Here is a 20,928-nt window from a genome sequence, read left to right as displayed (position 1 = left end):
ATAAGTGCATATTTGAATTTTATGAGGCAAAGGTATCAAAACCTTATGATATAAACCAATTATGAACATCTACTTAAGATAATAATTTACCTGAATTAACCAACATTCTTTCATTATAGAAACAAGAAGACTTTAGTATGTGCCAAAATACATTATCTGGCAACAACATAAGGTTCTCGAAAACAGAGGAAGTTTTAGGATCCTCATAAGTATATTTATGTGCGTATGTACTATGTAACATATTATTACTTTTTCTTATCTGTTCTGATATAGTTCTATATCCACCTTCCCAAACTCTAAGTATCTCCCCCTGAACCTCTCATAGACATGAGCATAATACTCCGGCAGATACTGTATCATCGCATCCACAAAATCCTCCAAAGTAACAGCACTCAGCTTATAGGCATACTCCGGCTTCAGGAACTCCGTAACCGACCTGATTTCCTCTTCGGTTGACGGATGCTCCTTTGGCGAAAGCACTACTGAATACGAATCCTTCAGTCCTTCAACCATCCTGTACCGTTCTGTAAGCAAAAGGTTTCTGTAAATCTGCGTAAGTTTTACTTTACCTCCCATCAACAGCTCCTCAAAGTCCGTACTGAACAGACCGGTATCAACGAGCATCTGCTTCTGCTCCTCACAACGGCTGGCCTCGTTCACTCCGAGCACATCCGTATATTTCGTCTCGATGGCGATGATATGCTTGCCGCCCTTATTATCCACGAATCGGATATACGCATCCATGGCAGACTTATCATTCGTGTACTTGTCAATCGGTGTAGGAATAAACTCCAGACCGATTTCCGTCACCTCAAATACCGGGAAGTTCCTGAAGACCGACCTCACAGCAAGCGTAACCATTGCCGGATCCTGCTTCAACAGTAACATCAGGGGATGGAACAGGTTGAATGCCATCGGCTGGCTCGAAAGCAGGTTGTTGAACAGCCTGAACCCGTCTATCGTCTCATTTTCCCTTTTGTTGGCCACTCTTACCTTGGCATACTCGAAAGTCTCCTTCATCAGGAAGTTCTTTCCGGACACTTCACCACCACTGATCATGTTCCCGTATTTCCGCTTGGAGGCTCTTGTAGGTCCGAATCCTTCCTCTTCACCTATCTCCACTCTGTACATGGACTGGAGGAGCCTTGCTTTCCTGGTGAAAGCATTATCGCTTCCACACTGGTTTCCATATATATTATCCATTATTTTTCTATTTATTTGTGTAGTCCTCATTAATCATATTCCTTTTAAAGAAATTATGATATAACGTATTTCCATTATTTATAATTACTATATTTTGCTTTGATCTCGTTATAGCCGTATATATTACTTCTGGTTTATTTAGTGAACTATTTATTGTATAACCGTTACCATCACCCTCAGGTTGTAATAATATAATTACATTTGCAGCGTCCCATCCCTGGAAACTATGAATTGTTGAGAATTTTAATCCTCTATCCATCATAGTGAATTTTAATCCTCTATCCATCATAGTGAATTTCAACTTTTTTACTGTGTCATCCTTTAATTTATTTTTTTCATCTATTGGTATAAAAGTTGTTATGGTTGGCTCATTTGTTGTTTTCCGATAGCTGTATTCTATGTCTTTTAGGATAATAGAATTTTGGCCTAAGATTACAGTCTCATTGACATCAAAGCCTTCAATTCTTAATATACTAGATATAATTTGCACCAACTTATTTATATTTATTCCTGAATTGTTATACATGTACTTTAAACAAGTAAACATACCATCTTGGAGCAATTCTGCTTTTTCAAAATTGTCAGCATTTATAAAGCCAAAATCATTTTGAAATTTCTTGGCTAAACTTGTCAATTGGTTGTTTGCAAATCTGTGGCATTTACTTAATTGTCGATTCCATTCTCCTCCAATAACTCCTATACGAATATCTCCATTCGAATCAATTTCTCTATTATATATATTCTGTTTAGGGTCTCCGAAAACAACAAATTCGCCATTTTCATTCAGGAATTTATTATAAAGAATTTGAAGCCACTCACTTTTATAACTTTGAACTTCATCTATAAATATGGCATCAAAATGATCTATTTCATTCTCTTTACCATCAAAAAAGTATGTATCATCAAATGAATTAAAATATACATGTTTTCCAATAGTTTGAGCTTGTTCCTTAAAAAAATGGTGATAGTGACTAATATGTAGCTTGTTCCAATAGAAATCTGCTCTTACTTCATTGATGCGATATCGTAAATAGTTGGATAAAGTTTTATTGTATGTCAAAATAAGTATATTACCACCAGTTCTAATTTGAGCGTTTACAGCCCTAGTTGCAAGAACTTGAGTTTTACCAGCCCCTGCAACACCGCTAATTTTTTGTTTCCTTTTAGCTATACTTTGTGAAAGATTCCTTTGTATCGTAGTTAAATTTATAGATTTACCTTGTCTGTAAGAATGCCATTTGGGTGTTAATTCTTTTAATATACTATAAAACAACTGCTTATCGAAAGACTCACGCTCTTGATTTAAATTCAACCAATTTAATGCAGACATCATTCTTGTTTTATTATTTATGACATCCTTACCTAACAAAGAAATAAATTTAGTATCTTCTTTTTCAAATATTTCTTTTATCTCCTCAGTCGTATTTTCTGTAAAAAAAATAGCAGTTTTTACCAATGAATAATTCTTCTTATCCTCTTCTGCTTTCTTGAATAATAATTCATTTTGTCTAAAAAATTCAAGACGTGTTTCTACGATGTCTTTTATAAATATATTATTTTCGTCCTCAATTGGATTAATATCATTCTCTTCGAGTTCATTCTCTTCGTTAACATCATCAAATACATCTGATTTTGTTAAAAATCTATTGCAGATGTTTATTATCAATATCCCTTTCTTCTCACATATCAATACCAAGTCTGCTTTCTTTCCATATATTTTTTGTTTTATGAGAATAATGTCATTGGGTGAAATCTGATTTAATAAATACAAGTATATTAAACGTAATTCTTCAGATATAATACCATTCTGAACCGCGAGACGTGGATCATATTCATTATATACCGTATTTTTACTGTCTGTAAAATCCGGTACCATAATATTTTCAATATTATTTACATTTAAAGGATTTCCATTGTAAACAAAACATTTGGTTTTACATGTAAACGTATAAAATGTGTCTGATGTTTTTCCATATTGGGAATCGTCTACATTAGAAAAATAATCCTGTTCACCAAAGATACTACAGAACTGTTCAATCTTATATGCATTACTATTTTTAGGCCCGATGCATAGAATAATATTATTTCTGCTTTTATCACTTACAATATTTGCCAGTTTACCTAAATCAATGCTATCAATATCTAGTATATTAGAAAATATATGAATAACATTTTTATATCTGTAACCTAATTCATGAATTTCATTTTCTTTTCCTGCTCCAGGTAAATAATTTTGTATTGGCTGTATACATACAGCACCATTAGTTGCAATTGTAAGATTTATTTCTGCCCTTTCCAATGCAAATTTTGACGGTTCTATAAGTGTTATTTGTTTTAACCATTGTAGTAAATCATGTTCTTTAAAGCAGTCAACAACACACATTGAACCAATACCTTGCCCGCATCCCCAATCAACAATTTCAATACTCCCTGATATATTATCAAAAGGAAAGTTCTGTAAAGCTGATCTACATTTTATCATATGCATTTCCCCATAGGCAGCAATATAACAATTTAAAGCATCTTCATTGTCTAATAAAGCAACACCATTATGAAGATCTGGAAATCTATATGGTCTTGTCTTATAATCTGAAGGCATTAAACTTTTACATGTTTCTATTACATCTTGCATAGAAAGAGATGCTTTCGCTTTTATATGTTCATAGTATTCTCTCATTCCTTTATCTACCGGTTATATTTTCATTGTGCGGATTTTCTCTATGTTTCATATAATTCTGTTTAGCAATCTCCTTGCTCGAATTTGCGTAACAGTATTCACAAAGATGCGGACATGTATTGTACTCTCCAATATCCTTGCTGTCTATACATCCACAGACTTTCCTTTGACCTTTATCTTTCTTGTTTTTCTTATATTCAACACTAATCTCTCCGAATATATCCTTCGTAACTTCTACACCTATATGGTTCATCAGCAGCATGTCATCAGAGAAATACTTTATCATCAATTCATCATCTATACACTTGTTATGCTTGATACCAAACATATCCAGGTCTATCTTTTCTGCACACGTAGCTAGTTCGAGTTTCCATTCCTTGTTCATATCCACGAGCCCAGTAGCAAACTCTATCATATCTTCCTGTGAAAACTCTCTATACTGAATATTGTTCTTATAGAGATTGTTCTGTACCTTCTTATATGACGAAATATCAGCAAAACTGAAGACAAGTTTCTCTGTATATCCGTTCAATTTGACTCCTATATTGTAAATCTTCTCCAAGAGATCATCTACTATCAAACCTTTGGCTAATATCAATGGGTCAAATCTCCATATTACTTTTCCATATCCTAATCTATCAACCAACCTCTTGAATGTATCCATTCTATTACTTAATGATGGTACACCCATCTCCAGTTTCTCTTCATAATAGTCATTCAATGTAAACTGGATATAGCTATTTATGCCTCTATTATCTAAATAGTCCAATAAACCTCCTGTCTTAAGAAGTGGAGTCGGATTCTTTGACCAGAATACAATAAGCCTTGTCTTATCGTATGCCACATAAGATTTTACCCCATTGAAAGGGTTTTTCCAAACTGAGTATCCTTTATGCAGCCTTTCCTGGAACCAGTCTGCATAAAAGGCAGGTATATCTGTAGCACGGCTTGCTGACACAATTATTGGTGCACTTGCTTCTACACTTATACCATCGTCTGTATTTATCTTTATCTTTTCCATTTTTACTGTTTACTGTAATCAGTTCTTTTCTAATAACTTTAGAGCCTGTTTAAAAATGACTGAAATCTTTTTCTAAAGAGGTTTCCGTATCCGCCAGATTATTTCTTTCTTTGAAGCGACCAAACTTTAAAAAAGATGTATCAGACAGATTTAACGGAAACCGAGTGGCAATATATAACAAAAGTATTGAACCTGCAAGAAAGAAAGCGAAAATATGATTTGCGATTCACGGCTCTTTCATTTAAAAATGCTTGGAATTTTCAAAGTGCATGACCGATAGTCAGTTAAAAGCCATTAACCCTTTTATCCAAAATGAGATTAACACAGCCATTGCGTAACAGTTACATATAACTACCTGATTAACAGTGGTGCATTATAGCATCAAAGTTAAATGAAAGAGCCGTGTTTGCGATTGATTTGGAACGCTATATTTTACCTGGTAAAGACAGGTTGTCAATGGCGGATGCTTCCTCTTGACTTTCCCAAGTGGCAGTTGGTCTATTACTACTATCGCAAATGGGCCTCTCAATTGGATTTTGACTTGTTGTTAGAGAAATTACGTGGGCATGTACGTGTGAAACGCGGTCAAAGCATGGAACCCAGTGTAGGAATTATGGACAGTCAAAGCGTCAGATGGGGGAACAATGCTTCTTTGAACGGTATTGATGGAAATAAAAAGGTAAAAGGCATAAAACGGCATGTCATAGTGGATAAGAATGGCTTTCTTATTGCCGTTATGGTCACCATAGCTAATGTGCATGACAGTAAAGCCGCTTATTTGCTGATGAGGGTTCTTAAGGAGATGTGCTCCAGTGTAAAAAACATCCTTGCCGATGGAGGTTACCGAGGAGAACTTGTCGACAACATAAAAAAGAAATTCGGATATGTCATTCAGGTTGTTATCAGTGCGTACAAGGAACAGGGATTCAGACCCATTCAAAAGAGATGGATTGTGGAAAGAACATTCTCATGGATGGATTACAATAGAAGGCTCTGCCGAAACTATGAACTAACATTCGATTCGGCAGAGGAAATGGTCAAATTAGCCACTATAAGATTATTATTGAGGAAAATTTAAACAGGCTCTAAAACTGTATATTTTATAAAAAACTAACTAAAAAGTTGTTTTATCAAGAAAAGGGTTATACTTTTGTACCTTGGAAAATGGATCCAATGGGGTCTAATGGTATAATTTTAAAAAAAAGAAGATGAAAAAGAGTTTATTATTGGTAGTTGTCATGTTGGTAACTATCGCCGTAAAGGCACAAGACATTTACGTAGGCGGATCTTTGAACGTTTGGCGTAACAGTACAGACAACACTACATCATTTAAAGTGGCTCCGGAAATCGGATATAACTTTAATGAAACATGGGCATTGGGTGCCGAGTTGAATTATTCACATGAATATGATGAAGGTTTAACAGCAAATGCTGTATCGGTTGCTCCGTATATCCGTTGGTCTTATTATCAAAATAATGCCGTTCGTTTGTTCTTGGACGGAACTGCTGCTATTGGCTTTACTAAGATTAAAGATGGTGATACTAACAAAGCAGGGCAGATCGGTATCAGACCGGGTATTGCTGTTAAACTGAACAAGCATTTCTCTTTCGTTGCCAAATATGGTTTCTTGGGCTATCGTAGAAACATAAATACTTCCGGAGATTCTTTCGGCCTTGAACTTAGTAGCGAAGACTTGTCTTTTGGCTTTCACTACGAATTCTGATAAAAAACGAACAAGAAATAGGAAAGGGAGTTCCCTAAAATAGGGAATTCCCTTTCTTTATGTATAAACCCTATAATTTACGCATTTGTTAACGAAAAAGTTGTTTAATACGAATTACAATTATACATTTGTGCAATAAACAATAAGGAAGTATAGTCCTTGAGTATTAATTTAAAACTTTAAAATTATGAAGAAGAGTGTTTTATTTGTACTATTTGCACTGATTTCAGTAGCAGGTTTTTCTCAGATTGCAGGTTGGAATGCTAAGGTTGGTATGAATTTTAGTAATTATACAGGTGATCTTGATTTGAATGCAAAAGTTGGTTTCAAACTTGGTGGTGGTTTTGAATACGCTTTTGATGACACATGGTCATTGCAACCTTCTTTGTTTCTGACTGGTAAAGGTGCTAAGAAAGATGAAGTTACAATCAATGCTTATTATCTGGAATTACCAGTAATGGCGGCGGCTCGTTTCAATGTAGCTGATAATACGAATCTTGTGGTTAATGCAGGACCTTATTTTGCATGTGGTGTTGCAGGAAAAGTGAAAGCTGATATGGGTAATGTGGAATATAAGGAAGATACTTTCGGTGATGATGCTTTGAAGCGCTTTGATGCAGGCCTTGGTGTTGGAGTAGCATTGGAATTTGGCAGAATCATTGCAGGCTTGGATGGTCAGTTTGGTTTGGTAGATGTACAGAAAGTGGGTAATCCTAAAAACATGAACTTCTCTATTGTTGTAGGATATAAGTTCTGATAACAGTATATAGCAAAGAAAGCCGTTGCAGAAGATGATTTGCAACGGCTTTTTTATTATTGAGTGAATAAGATTAATAAATGTAAGTTTTTCTCTTTAATCCGACAACTTCTTCAACTTCTTGAAATGTTCAATCACAGCTAGGTAATTCTGGTCCGAGCAAGCATCAAATTTATTCCAAAGGTCACCCAGTACGGCAGCTCCGCCAAAACCGAAATCTTTGATTTCAAGTAGGTTATCTTCATTGATACCGCCCAATGCCATTACTTTAGAATCAATGATTTTAGCTTTCTGGGCCTCACGCAATTCTTCGGCAGTATATGTGGAATAGTGGTTCACTTTAGAGATACTGTCATAGATAGGACTCATGAAAACATAATCATAGAAATGCTTTTTATTTTTTACTTCTTCGACAGAGTGACAGGAGCAACTGACGTGTCCCGCATAGTCATGCGGCTCTTTCGGGTTACGTGCATTCAGATGGATTCCCATCAGGTTGAATTCCTCTTTCAGGTAAAAGTGCTCGTGTGTGACAATGCGACGGTGATATTTTTCCGGGATAAGTGTCAGTAATCGTTCTGAATACATAGCCGGAGTTTCCGGTTTTCTAAGATGTAGAATATCCAGACCCTCTTCGAAAAGAGCGGTAATAATTTTATCTTCTTCAACGAAGAAAGTGGGGGTAGTGACTACAATTAATTTCATTTCCTTTGTTAACTTGGATTGTTTAGCAAAGTTAGCAATTAACTATATCACAAACCAATGTTTATAGTGAAAATTTGTTAGATTGCAATGTCCGCAAGTCAATAGTCCATAGTTCACCCGCTAAAACGTTGCCAAAACCACAAATTATTTTCAGGACTTCCGTAGCTTCAATGCTTCCTACGACGGCGGGAGTTATTCCCATCACCCCTTTAGGGGGTGGCGGCATCCGTTTCATTTCCTCTTCGTCAGGATAAAGGTTACGGTAGCTTTTCTTCCGGCTGCCGTAATTGAATACTGAAACTTGTCCTTCGAAACCACAGATAGCACCATATATGTACGGCTTTCCCTGCTCGATACAAATATCATTAATCAGGTAACGTGTAGTGAAGTTGTCGCAGCCATCCACAACCATGTCATATTCCCGGATAATGTCACGGGCATTATTTTCTGTCAGTCGGGTAGGGTAATGTGCTACCTTGATTTCACTGTTGAGGGCAGAGAGCCGTTCCGCTGCGCAAACTGCCTTAGGCTTGCCCAACTCTTTCTCGGAATAAAGCACTTGCCGCTGCAGATTACTGATACCTACCACGTCATCATCTGCCAGTCCGATGTACCCCACACCGGCACCCGCCAGGTAAAGGGCGATGGGAGAGCCCAGCCCTCCCACACCTACAATAAGAACTTTTGCTTTCTGCAGTTTTCTCTGACCTTCCTCTCCGATTTCGGGAAGAATTATTTGCCTGTCGTATCGCATCCGCTTATCTTTTAAAATCGAAAGACTGGTCCCAATCCTTCCAAATCGGTTCACGCCCCAACTTCTTCAAATCACGTTCCACTTCAACCGCTTTCCGTTCATCGCTGACATGGAACTGCTCCAATGTCTGGGGATAACTGTAATATCCCCCCGGTTCTGTCTTACTTTCCGCACTCATGGTTGTTACGCCCAGTGTTGCCATGTTATTCCGGATTTCTGCGCTTTCACGGGTAGAATAGGAGATGTCCACATCATGGTCGAAGATACGCATGGCGAATGTCAGTTGCGCCAGTTCATGGTCGTTCATGATAACGTTCGGCTGGAAACCTCCATTTTCCGACGGGCGCATACGTGGGAAGTTTACGCTGTATTTGGTTTTCCAATAATGTTTTTGCAGATAGCGCAGATGATATGCCATCATCGTTACATCTGTCCGCCATTCTTCCAGACCGATAAGGACACCCATGCCAATCTTATGTACACCTGCCTGTCCCATGCGGTCAAAACCGTTGACTCGCCATTCAAATTTAGATTTCATGCCTCTTGGATGATACGTCTTGTAGTTTGCCTTGTTGTAAGTTTCCTGGAAACAGATTACACCGTTCAGTCCATGTTTTGTCAGTTCCTTATACTCTTCCGCTTTAAGCGGCATTACCTCAATTTGCAGATTGCTGAAATAAGGCTTTGCCAAATCCAGCGCACGGGCGATATACGGAACTCCGGCTGCCGCAGGGTTCTCACCCGTCACGAGCAGGAGATTCTCAAAAGGAGCCAACCGCTTGATTGCTTTGTATTCATTGATAATCTCTTCTTCTGTCAGTATCGTCCTCTTCATCGGATTGCTGATGTGGAAGCCGCAATAGACACAGGAGTTAGTACATGAATTAGTCAGATAGAGCGGGACAAACATGGAGATTGTTTTGCCGAACCGTTCCATCGTGTATTTTTGGCTGAGATGTGCCATCACTTCCAGATAAGGAGTGGCGGCGGGTGAAATCAGCGCCATAAAGTCGTTGACATCCAAATGCTCTTTCTTACTTAGCGCACGGCGTACGTCGGCATCTGTTTTGGAATAGATGGCTTTTGTCGTCTCTTCCCAGGATATTTTTTCTAATTCGTCTGAGAACATTTTATTAATCATTTCTTTTACTCTTTTTTAAGTCACGTGATAACCGCATCGCACAGAAGTTCGGACCGCACATCGTGCAATATTCTCCGTCAATATGATGTCCTGCACGGAAATATGTCTGTGCCCGTTCCGGGTCGAGAGACAAGTCGAACTGGTCTTTCCAGCGGAATTCATAACGAGCTTTGCTCAATGCATTGTCCCGTACTTGTGCGCCCGGATGCCCTTTGGCAAGGTCTGCGGCGTGAGCGGCAATTTTATAGGTGATGACTCCTACGCGTACATCCTCTTTATCCGGCAAGGCAAGGTGTTCTTTCGGAGTTACATAACAAAGCATTGCCGTACCCAACCAGCCTATCTGTGCTGCACCGATGGCGGAAGTGATATGGTCGTATCCCGGAGCAATATCCGTCACCAACGGGCCGAGCGTATAGAATGGCGCATCGTGGCACTTCTCAATCTGGCGTTCCATATTCTCCTTAATCTTGTGCATCGGCACATGGCCGGGGCCTTCAATAAATGCTTGTACATTTTTGTCCCAAGCGCGGAGCACGAGTTCTCCCATCGTGTCCAGTTCTGCAAATTGGGCTTCATCGTTGGCATCATAGATGGAACCCGGACGTAGTCCGTCACCTAAGGATACCGCTACATCATATTTTGCCAGAATATCACAAATATCGTCAAAATGCTCGTACAAGAAACTTTCCCGGTCGTGCACCAGGCACCATTTGCTCATAATACTTCCCCCACGGCTGACAATGCCGCACAACCGCTTGTCGGCAAGGTGCACATTATGGCGACGGATACCCGCATGAATCGTAAAATAATCTACTCCCTGCTCACATTGCTCAATCAAAGTATCCCGATAGATTTCCCAAGTCAGGTCTTCCACCACACCGTTTACTTTTTCGAGTGCCTGATAGATAGGAACCGTACCGACCGGAACGGGGCAGTTGCGGATAATCCACTCGCGTGTCTCGTGGATGTTCTCTCCTGTGGAGAGGTCCATCAGAGTGTCACCGCCCCATTTGCAGCTCCACAATGCTTTTTCCACCTCTTCATCAATGCTCGAAGTTGTAGCCGAGTTTCCGATATTCGTATTGATTTTTACCAGGAAGTTACGTCCGATAATCATCGGTTCCGCTTCCGGATGGTTGATGTTGACAGGCAGTACAGCACGGCCTTCAGCTATTTCCTTGCGGACAAATTCTGGAGTGATATGCGTCTTGATTCCCAACTCCTCGCAATTCATATTTTCGCGGATGGCTACGTATTCCATTTCGGGGGTGATGATGCCTCTTTTCGCATATGCCATTTGGGTGATGGCTTCTCCCTTTTTCGCACGATAGGGCAGGGAGATATGTTCAAAACGCAGGTGGTCGAGACTTTTATCATCCCGTCTCATCCGTCCGTATTCAGAGGTGATTTCAGGAAGCTGCTCCACATCACCGCGACCGACAATCCATTCTTCGCGCATTCGCGGCAATCCTTTTTTAAGGTCGATATTCATCTCTGTATCACTGAACGGCCCGCTGGTGTCATATACATATACTTCGGGGTTTGGTGTCGCTATCTTTTCTTCGCCTTCAAAACTGACACTGGGCACTTGTTCCACTTTCCGCATAGCCACGCGGATATTCGGAAAAAGTTTGCCGGGTAAATATACTTTTTGAGAGCGGGGGAATTTTATTCTTTGTTCCATAATTGTTGTTTTATTATCAACTACTTATTCATAATTATTTATTTAGAAAAGCAGTTAAAGGTGAACTTGCTTCCGCTATGAAATTATCGGCTTGTAACCCTAATCCCGCTTCGTAAGCTTGTCTTCCGGCTTCGGTGGCGGCTTTGAAAGCCCTTGCCATCTCTACCGGGTTTCCGGCAACGGCGATTGCCGTGTTCACCAATACGGCAGAAGCTCCCAGCTCCATCGCTTCGGCAGCATGGCTTGGCGCGCCGATACCGGCATCCACTACAACGGGGATACCCGCTTGCTCGATAATGATTTGCAGGAATTCTTTGGTTTGCAGACCTTTATTTGTGCCAATCGGAGCACCGAGCGGCATAACGGTCGCTGCGCCGGCTTCTTCCAGACGCTTGCAGAGTACAGGGTCGGCTTGGCAATAAGGCAATACGACAAAGCCCAGTTTTACCAGCTCTTCCGTAGCTTTCAATGTTTCGATAGAGTCGGGAAGCAGATAACGGGGGTCGGGATGGATTTCCAGTTTCAGCCAGTTTGTTCCAAAGGCTTCACGGGCCAGTTGTGCGGCGAATACAGCTTCTTCCGCATCGCGCACGCCGGAAGTATTGGGCAATAACTGGATATTCGGATGGATAATATGTTTCAGCATGTCGTCCTCTTTGTTGTCCATGTCGATACGTTTCATGGCAACCGTAACCATCTCTGTGCCCGAAGCCAGGATGGACTGTTCCATTACTTCATTGGAATTGAATTTTCCTGTTCCCAAGAAAAGACGGGAGTTAAACTCGCGTCCTGCAATTACTAACTTTTCCATTTTGTGTATATTTAAGTGTATAGCTAAATTCCCATTTATCATCTGACAAATTATTAATCACTATCAATGATTCTCCGTGTTTCCTCTACCGGATTCTCCGCGCGTAGAATCGTGCCGGACATAGCAATCCCGTTGACTCCTGTACGGAGAATGGCGGGAATATCCTCAGCGGTAATTCCGCCGATAGCTACGACAGGCAGTTCGATGTTCGCTTCTTTCATTTGTGACATGATAGCGACATATCCTTCCAAACCCAGTACAGGGCTCAGATTCTTTTTGGTAGTAGTAAACCGGAAGGGACCGATGCCGAGATAATCGGCTCCGGCACGGTAATGCTGTACGACATCTTCGAATGTATTCGCCGTACCACCGATGATAAAGGCTTCTCCGAGTATCTGTCGTGCCTGGTCGATAGGCATATCTTTCCTACCCAGATGCACGCCGTCCACTTCGAGCTTCTTGGCCAGTTCGACGTGGTCGTCGAGAATTAACATAGCTTCATGTTCTTTGCAAAGCGGTTTCAGTTGCAGAGCTACTGCTTCCACCTCTTCGAGAGAAACCTCCTTCATACGTAGTTGAATCCATTTGCATCCGCCTTCGAGAGCCATGCGTGCCGATTCGAGGTACGAATACCGTTCGGTCTGATGCGTGATAAATTGTAGACTGACCATTCCGTTATCCTCCGCAAGCCGCTTTGATAATAACCAGGTTGTCGTTCTCATGAAGCGTGAAACGTTCCCACTCGGTGCGGGGAATCATTTTGTTGTTTACGGCGATAGCGATGCCCTGAACCGGAAGTTCGAGTTGCGCTGTCAGTTGTGTCAGGGTAGAGTCGGGAATCATTTCCACCTCTTTGTTGTTCACTTGTACTTTCATTGTCCTATCAGAATAAATAAGTTGAAAGTAAATACAAAGAGCGTGCTTTTATAGAAAGGCGATAAGAAGAAACACAATCCCTACGTCAGTACTAACTGCATCAGGTTCTTAGGGTATAATCTCAGCCCCTCATGGGGCACCCCTTTGTCTTTACGGGGGCAAAGTAAGCGAAAAAGAAACAGAAAAACACTAAATCGGCAGATTTTTTTTTTCATTATTGTCGTAAAAAAGGCCGCTGTGATTTTCACAACGACCTTTTCATTAATATAGTTTAGTTAATAAATCCGGTTACATTCTTTTTTCGACTACCTCCCAGTCGATAATGTCCCACAAGGCGTTGATGTGGTCGGCACGGCGGTTTTGGTAATCCAGATAATAAGAGTGTTCCCACACATCGAATCCGAGAAGCGGCTTCAATCCGGCACGTATAGGGTTGCTGCCGTTTCCTTCTTTGGTGATGTGCAGTTTACCGTTCTTGTCAGCGGACAACCACGCCCATCCCGAGCCGAACAATCCTACTGCTGCTGCATTGAATTCTTTTTTGAAGTTTTCAAAGCTGCCGAAGTCTCTTTTGATAGCTTCTCCCAGTTTGCCTGCCGGTTCCTTCCTTGTTGGTTTCGGGGCAAACTGCAGGAAATACAGGTTGTGGTTCAATACTTGTCCGGCGTTATTGAATATAGCTCCGTCCGGTGCTGTGGCAACGATTTCTTCCACCGTTTTACCTTCATATTCTGTTCCCGGAACGAGGCTGTTCAGATTATTTACATACGTTTGTAGATGTTTCCCGTAATGGAAACCTATTGTTTGCTGACTGATTACAGGTTCCAACGCATTGTTTGCGTAAGGAAGTTTAGGCATTTCGTAAGTCATGGTCATTATAATTAAAGACATTAATATACTATTCATAATGTTACAAGTTTTAATTGGCTTGATATACTATAATAACAGAAGCCTTCCGCAAAATGTTCACAGTATCTTGTTTTATTTATAAATATACTGTATCCGTTCCACTTCTTTCGGGTTTTCCCGGTTCGTACGGCAAATCCATTGTCCCGCATTATAATATCTCACGGTTCATTGCTTTTGGGGGTTAGGTTAAAATAGTTAGTGATGAAAAATCGTAAAAATACCTTCATTCTCGCATGAATGTTATACTTTTGTATTGAGAACAAAATTGAACGCCAAGAGTTTGTTAAAAAACTCATTGTTTTTATAATGCTGTTATGAATACCAATTATATAGAGGAATTAAATAGAAGTCAGTGTGCAGCAGTGACTTACAACGACGGCCCTTCACTGGTGATAGCCGGTGCAGGTTCGGGAAAGACGCGCGTGTTGACTTATAAAATTGCCTATTTGCTTGAGAACGGTTACAATCCGTGGAACATCCTCGCACTGACCTTTACCAATAAGGCGGCGCGTGAGATGAAAGAGCGTATTGCCCGCCAGGTGGGTATGGAGCGGGCGCGTTATTTGTGGATGGGGACTTTCCATTCCATATTCTCCCGAATCCTTCGTGCCGAAGCGCAGTATATCGGATTTACTTCCCAGTTTACCATTTATGATACTGCCGATAGTAAGAGCCTGCTCCGTTCCATCATCAAAGAAATGGGGCTTAACGAAAAGACCTATAAGCCGGGGACTGTGCAATCCCGCATCTCCAATGCTAAGAATCATCTGGTCACTCCTACAGGCTATGCTGCCAATAAGGAAGCGTATGAAGGCGATATGGCGGCTAAGATGCCCGCTATCCGTGACATCTATACCCGCTATTGGGAAAGGTGCCGCCAGGCGGGAGCTATGGATTTTGATGATTTGCTGGTATATACCTACATTCTGTTCCGTGATTTTCCGGATGTGCTTGCCCGCTATCGGGAGCAGTTCCGTTATGTGCTCGTAGACGAATATCAGGATACCAACTATGCCCAACACAGCATCGTTCTGCAACTCACCAAAGAGAACCAGCGTGTTTGTGTCGTAGGGGATGATGCACAAAGCATCTATTCTTTCCGTGGAGCGGATATTGACAATATCCTTTATTTTACGAAAATCTATCCTGATACAAAAGTCTTTAAACTGGAGCAGAATTACCGCTCCACACAGACCATTGTCTGTGCTGCCAACAGCCTGATTGAGAAGAATGAGCGTCAGATACGGAAAGCCGTATTCTCCAAGAAAGAGAAAGGGGAAGCTATCGGTGTGTTCCAGGCATACAGCGATGTGGAAGAGGGGGATATTGTGGCGAATAAGATAGCCGAACTGCGCCGCGAACATTCCTACGGTTATGCTGATTTTGCTATCCTGTATCGTACGAACGCGCAAAGCCGTATTTTTGAAGAAGCTCTTCGGAAGCGAACGATGCCTTATAAGATTTACGGCGGACTTTCGTTCTACCAACGAAAGGAGATAAAAGACGTTATTGCTTATTTTCGTCTGGTGGTGAATCCGAATGACGAAGAAGCGTTCAAGCGTATCATCAATTATCCTGCCCGTGGCATTGGAGATACTACCGTCGGCAAAATAATATCGGCAGCCACTGATAATGGAGTCAGCCTGTGGACAGCGCTTTGCGAACCGTTAAGCTACGGACTGAATATCAACAAAGGGATGCATACCAAACTTCAGGGTTTCCGTGAACTGATAGAAGGTTTTATTACCGATCAGGCGGATAAGAACGCTTATGAGATAGGAACAGATATAATCCGCCAGTCCGGCATTATCAATGATGTTTGTCAGGACACTTCTCCGGAGAATCTGAGCCGCAAGGAAAACATAGAAGAGTTGGTAAACGGTATGAATGACTTCTGCGCTTTACGGCAGGAAGAAGGCAATCCGAATATATCCCTAACCGATTTCCTTTCGGAGATTTCGTTGCTTACCGACCAAGATTCCGATAAGGCAGATGATGGGGAGAAGATCACTTTGATGACTGTCCATTCCGCCAAGGGATTGGAATTTAAGAACGTATTTGTGGTTGGTATGGAAGAAAACTTGTTCCCTAGCGGCATGGTAGGAGATTCGCCATGTGCGTTGGAAGAGGAACGCCGCTTGTTCTATGTGGCCATTACCCGTGCGGAAGAACATTGTTATCTGTCGTTTGCCAAAACCCGTTTCCGTTATGGAAAGATGGAGTTTGGAAGTCCCAGCCGTTTCTTGCGGGATATTGATATTGACTATTTACGGATGCCGCACGAAGCAGGAGTCAGCCGTTTGGTTGATGAAGGTGCGGGACGCTTCCGCAGAGAGATAGAAGGCGGATTTATCCGTTTTGCTTCTCCATCGCGTACACCTTTCGGAAGTACATCTTCGTCTGAACAGCGTGAACGACCGAAGGCGCAGATTATAGCTCCCAGTGTACCGAGAAACTTGAAGAAGGTGAGTACGATAGGCAGCAGTGGGGGAAATCAGGCAGTATCTTCCGGTTCGGCATCGGTAGCAGGTGTACAAGCCGGGCAAATGATAGAACATGAGCGTTTCGGACTCGGAGAAGTGATAAAAGTGGAAGGAACGGGAGATAACGCAAAAGCCACCATTCATTTCAAAAATGCGGGTGACAAGCAACTATTATTGCGTTTCGCCCGTTTTAAGGTGATAGAATAAGATAAAAAATAGAGAGGCTCATGAAGAAACAACTAACAGTAATTTTGCTTTCCGCTTTGATTTTGAGCGGATGTGCGTCCGGGCGTATGGGGAATCCGGGAGCTATCGTGGCAGGTGCTTCTATCGGTGGCAGTCTGGGAAGTTCGATAGGCGGGCTTATCGGAGATAATAATCGTAGCTGGCGCGGCGGTTACCGTGGTTCTGCCATCGGAAATATTGTAGGAACTATTGCCGGAGCAGCTATCGGAGGCGTGTTGACTGCACCCAAACAAGCCCCGATAGAAGATGACGCTTATGTTCCTGAAGTGCGTGAAGTCCGTGCTCAGAAATACAAGAAGCAGCCGCAGCAGATTCAGCGACCGCTTGCCCAACTGAAATTGTGCAGGATTCGTTTTATTGATGATAACCGCAGTCATGTGATTGATGCAGGGGAGAACAGTAAGATAATCTTTGAAATTATGAACGAAGGCCGGAAGCCCGTATATAATGTGGTTCCTGTCGTAGAAACGGTCGGAAAGGTGAAACATCTCGGCATCTCTCCTTCGGTGATGATAGAGGAAATCCTTCCGGGCGAAGGCATCCGTTACACTGCCTCGATTCATGCGGGCGAGAAGCTGAAAGACGGTGAAGTGACTTTCCGTGTAGCAGTGGCGGACGAGAATGGAATGATTTGCGATTCTCAGGAGTTTACTTTGCCTACGCAACGTTGATTTTAAGGGGAAAATAGTCCGGAAATATCTGGCATAAATATAGTGACGGTATGTGCCTGGGATAGTGACGCTATCCTGAGCACATACCGTCACTATGTTGGTGGGATAGCGTCACCATTTTAATAGCCATCTCCATATAGGAATTACATGTGTTTTTTTGTTGTCGATAGTTATTATTGATAGTACATTACATTCTTATTATTGATAGGATATTGTTTTTCTTTTTTATTGGAATTGGCTACTCATCCTACTGCTGAGGAGGTGAAAGCTTGGTTGGAGAAGTTACTTTCATATTAAAACACGACCATACATAAAAATGGAGCACTTTATTTGAAATCAAACATTATTCTGCTTACCTTTGTCAGCATGAAAAAAGAAAACGGTAAAGGAGACGAACTTATGGCAAGTAATTATATTCGTTTCGATTGGGCAATGAAACGCTTGTTGCGTAATAAAGCCAATTTTGCAGTTCTCGAGGGTTTTCTTACCACTCTTCTAAATGAAAAGATAGTCATTCAGAAACTGTTGGAAAGTGAAAGCAATCAAGAGGACGAGTTTGACAAGTATAATCGGGTGGATATGCTTGCGGAAAACTCAAAGGGTGAACTCATTTTGATTGAAGTTCAAAACAATAATGAGTATGCGTATTTCCAACGTATGTTATTCGGCACTTCTAAATTGGTGACCGAATACATAAACCGCGGGGAAGGGTATGACAAAGTAAGGAAAGTATATAGTGTCAATATTGTATATTTCTCTTTAGGAAGTGGAAAGGATATCGTATATCATGGAAAAACAGAATTCCGCGGAATCCATCAGGGAGATGTTCTGGAATTGACTCCTTTCCAGAAACAGACATTCAAAGTCGATAGTGTCAGTCAGCTTTATCCCGAATATTATATTCTGAAGGTCAATGATTTCAATCAAGTGGCCCGTAGCCCGTTGGAAGAATGGATTTATTATATGAATACAGGTGATATACCTGATGGTGCGACAGCACCGGGGTTGGATGAGGCTCGTCAACGCTTGAAACTGGATAAGATGACTAAAGAAGAATTAAATGCTTATTATCGTCATTTGGATAATATAGTGATTCTACGCGATAATATATATACCGAGCGTGCGGAAGGTCGTGCGGAAGGTCGTGCAGAAGGTCGTGCCGAGGGTCGTGCGGAAGGTCGTGCTGAGGGTCATGCTGAGGGCCGTGCCGAGGGACTTATGGAAGGTCGCATGGAAGAAAAAAGAGAAATGGTACATAATATGAAATCTTTGAATATTCCACTTGATACCATTTCGCAAGTTACAGGACTATCCATTGAAGAAATAAAAAGCTTGTAGTAGGATTACCACAGAAAATTGTGAATTTTAAAATGATAAAGACAACGCTTCCATTTATACAGGGAGCGTTTTTTTATTCATAAAAATAGGATACTGTATGCGTTTCTCTTGTTTGAAATCTGAACAGTATATGGCGCTCAAGCAAATATGCGAGTAATCAGGCATTATGAAAATCTGTATTGCTTCTGCTTATATGTTATTGTGGTGCATATAGTTTGTAATAAAGTGCTAATTATGATATTTCGTCAGAGCATTCTCTGCTGAAACTGCAAGAATTTTGTTTCTCTCACTATAGATATTGTTTGGCTTATTCGTTAATTAATTAAATAATGTTATCTTTGTGGCTGAGAAATATATAAAAAGAAACATGATAAGAACTATTTATAATAATTTGTTATTGGTGTAGATTATGAATTCAGACAGACGAATGGCTTTACTCTTTTTTATTTTAATGATAATTCTTGCAATTACATTAGAACGAATGCTTTATACATCAGGAGAAGTTACACTTAAAGGAAAAGCTGAAATAACTTTATTGGAGGCAATAGAAGATGGACTCAATGCACAATATAAGGCACTGGGATTGTATGAGGCTGGCTATAAAATAGGACCGGATAGGAAATTTGAGCATTGTACTGTAACCAGTGCTGAAGGTAAAAAAATAAAAGATATTTTGATTGAAACAAATAAGATTATAGTCAGTTCAGATATTGAAAATAAAATGCATCATACCGTTTTAGCAAAAGAAGGGGTTGATGCTGATGCTTTCTTAGCTTTATGGGGTAAAAAGATGTCTGAAGCTAATATTGTTTCTAGGCACGCATTACAAATACATGTTCATGTCGATAGTAGCTATGTACTAACCTGTGGAGATTCTACCTTGTTTTTGCCTAAATATAAAAAGATTAGTACTATTTGTGCCGGACTTTCCAATGAAATTGAAGTGGAACCTTTTATTCGGTATTCATGGTTTACAGTTCTTAAAAATGCTTCAATAAAAATGGTTGTTATTGGAGAATTTATCCTTCTTATCCTTTTATTTGTTTGTTTTGTCTATTTTCTAAGAAAAGAAATAAAGCAGAACGTTTCTTCAGTAGAAGATGTATCTCAATTGGAAATACATTTGGCGAATTTGCGTTATGTTTATGATTTGCATGAATTTTATGTAGATGATCGAAAAATTCAGGTTCGTCCTCAATCTGCATCTTTGCTTTTGTTATTTCTGAAAGCTCCATATTATACTGTGAGTAAAGAAGAGATTATTTCATGTTTATGGAGACAGGGGGATAGTAACGCGGGAGATAGGGTACGTCGTGCACTGTCTGATTTACGGGCATTCTTTCGGGAGAATTCTGTGAATTTGTCTATTGAATCATCAGGTAATGTCCATTCTTTGGCTGTCCTAAAACGTTGATTCTCAAATGAAAACTGTTTGTGAGAAATTTCTCACAGCAGTTCTCACAATTTCTCACAAACAAAATTTTCCAGATTCTAACCAAATGTCTACTTTTGACGAAAACAATTAATTTATATCATAGTATGAAAAGGTATTTGAAATTTTTTCTTTAGTTGTGTTTGCTTCTGTTTTCTTTTCCAGGAAGGCGGAACGAAGTGATGTACAAAATGTTATTCTATTGAATAATGTGGAAGCATTGGCTGCCGGTGAAAATCCTACAACTAGATGTATTGGCACTGGTTCTGTGGATTGTTCTTTAAATCATGAAAAAGTAAAGTATGTTTTCGAACCATTTATATTGGAATGGTAAGCTTCTACTACTAATATTAGTAGTTGGACTATTATCTTCGTGCTCACAATCTCAAAAAGCTTTTTGGGCTGATAAGTATTCCGATTTTCCGAAAGAGAAAGAATTGAGAGGAGAAGTAATAGAGCTTGATACAGCCTTGTTCCGCTATCCTTTTCGGAT

Annotated in this window: 18 protein-coding genes, 1 pseudogene and 1 riboswitch; of the genes and pseudogenes, 8 read left to right on the top strand and 11 right to left on the bottom strand. The window is 40.6% G+C overall.

What is annotated here, in order from left to right:
- Positions 1-255 precede the first annotated feature (255 nt).
- From NSB03_RS16545 to NSB03_RS16535, 3 genes are read right to left on the bottom strand one after another with little or no spacing between them, the layout of a single operon-like run.
- Positions 256-1,203 carry a PGN_0703 family putative restriction endonuclease gene (locus NSB03_RS16545; RefSeq protein ID WP_205096531.1) on the bottom strand — a complete coding sequence of 316 codons (948 nt, stop codon included), beginning with the start codon at positions 1,201-1,203 and terminating at the stop codon, positions 256-258.
- Positions 1,204-1,210: 7 nt separating this feature from the next.
- The gene (locus NSB03_RS16540) at positions 1,211-3,880 is read right to left on the bottom strand and encodes an AAA family ATPase (protein WP_024988343.1); all 2,670 of its coding nucleotides are present in this window, start codon (positions 3,878-3,880) and stop codon (positions 1,211-1,213) included.
- A gap of 4 nt (positions 3,881-3,884) precedes the next feature.
- A complete protein-coding gene (locus NSB03_RS16535; protein WP_024988342.1) occupies positions 3,885-4,901 on the bottom strand; it encodes a DUF1848 domain-containing protein in 1,017 nt (338 codons plus the stop codon).
- 391 nt (positions 4,902-5,292) lie between these two features.
- Here NSB03_RS16535 and NSB03_RS16530 point away from each other — a divergent pair, with 391 nt between their 5' ends.
- From NSB03_RS16530 to NSB03_RS16520, 3 genes are all read left to right on the top strand, one after another.
- A complete protein-coding gene (locus NSB03_RS16530; RefSeq protein ID WP_024988341.1) occupies positions 5,293-5,979 on the top strand; it encodes an IS5 family transposase in 687 nt (228 codons plus the stop codon).
- A gap of 130 nt (positions 5,980-6,109) precedes the next feature.
- Positions 6,110-6,625, top strand: a complete 516-nt coding sequence (locus tag NSB03_RS16525; RefSeq protein ID WP_024988340.1) for an outer membrane beta-barrel protein — start codon at positions 6,110-6,112, stop codon at positions 6,623-6,625.
- A gap of 187 nt (positions 6,626-6,812) precedes the next feature.
- Positions 6,813-7,382, top strand: coding sequence for a porin family protein (locus tag NSB03_RS16520; RefSeq protein ID WP_024988339.1), 570 nt, complete (start codon positions 6,813-6,815; stop codon positions 7,380-7,382).
- Between the two features lie 96 nt (positions 7,383-7,478).
- Here the strand turns inward: NSB03_RS16520 and NSB03_RS16515 are convergent, their stop codons facing one another.
- The 8 genes from NSB03_RS16515 to NSB03_RS16480 form a co-directional block, all read right to left on the bottom strand.
- Positions 7,479-8,087 carry a thiamine phosphate synthase gene (locus NSB03_RS16515; RefSeq protein WP_024988338.1) on the bottom strand — a complete coding sequence of 203 codons (609 nt, stop codon included), beginning with the start codon at positions 8,085-8,087 and terminating at the stop codon, positions 7,479-7,481.
- Positions 8,088-8,148: 61 nt separating this feature from the next.
- Positions 8,149-8,841 (bottom strand): HesA/MoeB/ThiF family protein, encoded by a 693-nt coding sequence (locus NSB03_RS16510; protein ID WP_257466513.1) that lies wholly within the window; start codon positions 8,839-8,841, stop codon positions 8,149-8,151.
- A 4-nt stretch (positions 8,842-8,845) separates the two neighbouring features.
- On the bottom strand, positions 8,846-9,970 hold the full coding sequence (gene thiH, locus NSB03_RS16505) for a 2-iminoacetate synthase ThiH (protein WP_024988336.1): 1,125 nt from the start codon (positions 9,968-9,970) through the stop codon (positions 8,846-8,848).
- A gap of 4 nt (positions 9,971-9,974) precedes the next feature.
- The gene (gene thiC / locus NSB03_RS16500; protein WP_024988335.1) at positions 9,975-11,669 is read right to left on the bottom strand and encodes a phosphomethylpyrimidine synthase ThiC; all 1,695 of its coding nucleotides are present in this window, start codon (positions 11,667-11,669) and stop codon (positions 9,975-9,977) included.
- A gap of 34 nt (positions 11,670-11,703) precedes the next feature.
- Positions 11,704-12,480, bottom strand: a complete 777-nt coding sequence (locus NSB03_RS16495) for a thiazole synthase (protein ID WP_024988334.1) — start codon at positions 12,478-12,480, stop codon at positions 11,704-11,706.
- A 53-nt stretch (positions 12,481-12,533) separates the two neighbouring features.
- Complete coding sequence (locus NSB03_RS16490) at positions 12,534-13,151, bottom strand: thiamine phosphate synthase (RefSeq protein WP_024988333.1); 618 nt, start codon at positions 13,149-13,151, stop codon at positions 12,534-12,536.
- Positions 13,152-13,155: 4 nt separating this feature from the next.
- Entirely contained in the window at positions 13,156-13,356 is a 201-nt protein-coding gene (gene thiS / locus NSB03_RS16485) for a sulfur carrier protein ThiS (RefSeq protein WP_024988332.1), read from the bottom strand.
- 60 nt (positions 13,357-13,416) lie between these two features.
- Positions 13,417-13,510: riboswitch (TPP riboswitch) on the bottom strand.
- 134 nt (positions 13,511-13,644) lie between these two features.
- The gene (locus NSB03_RS16480) at positions 13,645-14,262 is read right to left on the bottom strand and encodes a superoxide dismutase (RefSeq protein WP_024988331.1); all 618 of its coding nucleotides are present in this window, start codon (positions 14,260-14,262) and stop codon (positions 13,645-13,647) included.
- A gap of 317 nt (positions 14,263-14,579) precedes the next feature.
- Here NSB03_RS16480 and NSB03_RS16475 point away from each other — a divergent pair, with 317 nt between their 5' ends.
- From NSB03_RS16475 to NSB03_RS16450, 5 genes and pseudogenes are all read left to right on the top strand, one after another.
- Entirely contained in the window at positions 14,580-16,955 is a 2,376-nt protein-coding gene (locus NSB03_RS16475; protein WP_024988330.1) for an ATP-dependent helicase, read from the top strand.
- Positions 16,956-16,975: 20 nt separating this feature from the next.
- Complete coding sequence (locus NSB03_RS16470) at positions 16,976-17,665, top strand: YMGG-like glycine zipper-containing protein (RefSeq protein ID WP_024988329.1); 690 nt, start codon at positions 16,976-16,978, stop codon at positions 17,663-17,665.
- Between the two features lie 366 nt (positions 17,666-18,031).
- Entirely contained in the window at positions 18,032-19,003 is a 972-nt protein-coding gene (locus NSB03_RS16465; protein ID WP_257466512.1) for an Rpn family recombination-promoting nuclease/putative transposase, read from the top strand.
- Positions 19,004-19,412: 409 nt separating this feature from the next.
- Positions 19,413-20,417 carry a winged helix-turn-helix domain-containing protein gene (locus NSB03_RS16460; protein WP_217938523.1) on the top strand — a complete coding sequence of 335 codons (1,005 nt, stop codon included), beginning with the start codon at positions 19,413-19,415 and terminating at the stop codon, positions 20,415-20,417.
- 320 nt (positions 20,418-20,737) lie between these two features.
- A pseudogene (locus tag NSB03_RS16450) lies at positions 20,738-20,928 on the top strand (hypothetical protein); the annotation flags it as partial.

Origin of the sequence: Bacteroides acidifaciens (genome assembly GCF_024623065.1) — a bacterium.
GTDB lineage: Bacteria > Bacteroidota > Bacteroidia > Bacteroidales > Bacteroidaceae > Bacteroides > Bacteroides acidifaciens.
This window is presented reverse-complemented; position numbering and strand designations above follow the sequence as displayed.